Origin of the sequence: Streptomyces europaeiscabiei (genome assembly GCF_001550375.1) — a bacterium.
GTDB lineage: Bacteria > Actinomycetota > Actinomycetes > Streptomycetales > Streptomycetaceae > Streptomyces > Streptomyces europaeiscabiei.
This window is the reverse complement of sequence record NZ_LRTR01000354.1, coordinates 1-1,472: the sequence shown is the minus strand read 5'-3', so window position 1 is coordinate 1,472 and position 1,472 is coordinate 1. Positions and strand designations below refer to the sequence as shown.

The following is a 1,472-nucleotide window of genomic DNA, read 5'->3' as shown; positions in this document are numbered from 1 at the left end:
CCGCCGTCGCCGTGCCGCCCGCCGTCGCCGTGCCGCCGCGCGCTCGGCAGGCGCCTCCGCTCAACCGGTGCTGACCACCACCGTCTTGGCCGCCTTGTCGTGCAGACCCTGTTTGTAGGGCTTGTCGAAGAAGCTCCAGCCGCCGGCGATCGCCGTCCAGATGCAGGCGCAGCAGAAGGCGAAGGGGATCCACAGCACGGCCGCGCGGATCAGCGCGGTCTGTGTGGAGGGCGTGGAGCCGTCGTTGAGGTTCGCCACCCGCAGCTTGAACAGCTTCTTGCCGAGGGTCTGACCGTTCCTGATGGTGAAGAACGTGTCGTACGCGATGTAGAGGATCGCGGCGAGCGCCTCCTGTGCCAGGGACTTGCCGAACTCGAAGTCGTCCGAGTCCACTGAGTACTGGCTGATCCTGAACGCCCACGCCAGCAGCCCCACCACGATCGCCACCAGGATCATGTCGAGGATCCGGGCCAGCACCCGCTTGCCGCTGTCGGCGAGCGGCGGCATGCCCGAGAGCGGGTCGTTGGGGTACTGCCCGCCGCCATAGGGGTCACCGCCGTAGGGCGGGGGCTGGCTGCCGTACGGCGGCGGCTGGCTTCCGTAGGGCGGCTGCTGGCCGCCCCCGTACGGCGGCGGCTGCTGGGGCGGGGGGTCGTACGGAGAGCCGCCGCCCTGGTGCGGCGGGGGCTGCTTCCTGAACTGGTCGTCGTCCGGGGACTGACCGGAGCCGAAGGGCGGCGGTTCGGTACTCATGGCCCGAGTCGACCGCGAACCCCCCGGCTCCGCATCCGGCACGGGGCCGTACGGGGTACGTGGTTCCCGCGCGGCCCCGTCCCGCCCGTACCGCTACCTGCCCGCCACGAACGTGTGCGCCGCCTTGTCGTGCCAGCACTGGCGCCACGGCCTGTCCCACACGCACCACAGGACACCGATCACGCCGATGCCGAGCAGCCCGGAGACGGTGTGGACGAGCCAGCGGCGCAGGGAACCCCCGAACGACGGGGGCTCGTGGCCCTCGATGTCCCGGACGTCGATGCCGAGCAGCCTCTTGCCGAGGGTGCGGCCCCACTTGGCGGTGGGCAGCACCTCGTAGAGGGCACTGACGAGGAACAGGACACCGAGGATGATGCCCAGGTAGACGGAGGTCGTGCCGTCGACCAGCCAGACGGTGACCTTCTCACCGGAGAGCTTGGCCACGTCGATCTTCTCGTCGATGTGGTCCATCGCCTTCGTGCCGAACGGCACGGCGGCCGCGGCCGTGACGGAGCCGACGACCAGAGTGTCCACGAGCCGGGCGGCCAGCCGTCGGCCGAGGCCCGCGGGCCTGGCCTCCGACTGCCGCCGGGCCGCCGCCTGGAAGGGGTCCTCCACCACCGGCTTCCACGGCGCGACCAGCTGCTCCTCCTCGCCCCCGGCCAGCCGGTGCACCTGCTGGGCCCAGGAGGGCTGCCCACCGCCGAGGCCGGCGGCCA

General features: G+C 71.7%; 2 protein-coding genes. Both read right to left on the bottom strand.

Annotation, left to right across the window (positions count from 1 at the left end; translation table 11 throughout):
- Positions 1-60: 60 nt before the first annotated feature.
- Entirely contained in the window at positions 61-753 is a 693-nt protein-coding gene (locus AWZ10_RS16805; RefSeq protein WP_060891461.1) for an RDD family protein, read from the bottom strand.
- A gap of 93 nt (positions 754-846) precedes the next feature.
- Positions 847-1,472, bottom strand: a 626-nt coding sequence (locus AWZ10_RS16800) for an RDD family protein (RefSeq protein ID WP_167365960.1), incomplete at its 5' end; no start/stop codon positions are given.

Bases quoted from the DNA above. Each gene is read 5' to 3' on its own strand.
- AWZ10_RS16805 (WP_060891461.1), bottom strand. From the start codon at position 753: ATGAGTACCGAACCGCCGCCCTTCGGCTCCGGTCAGTCCCCGGACGAC.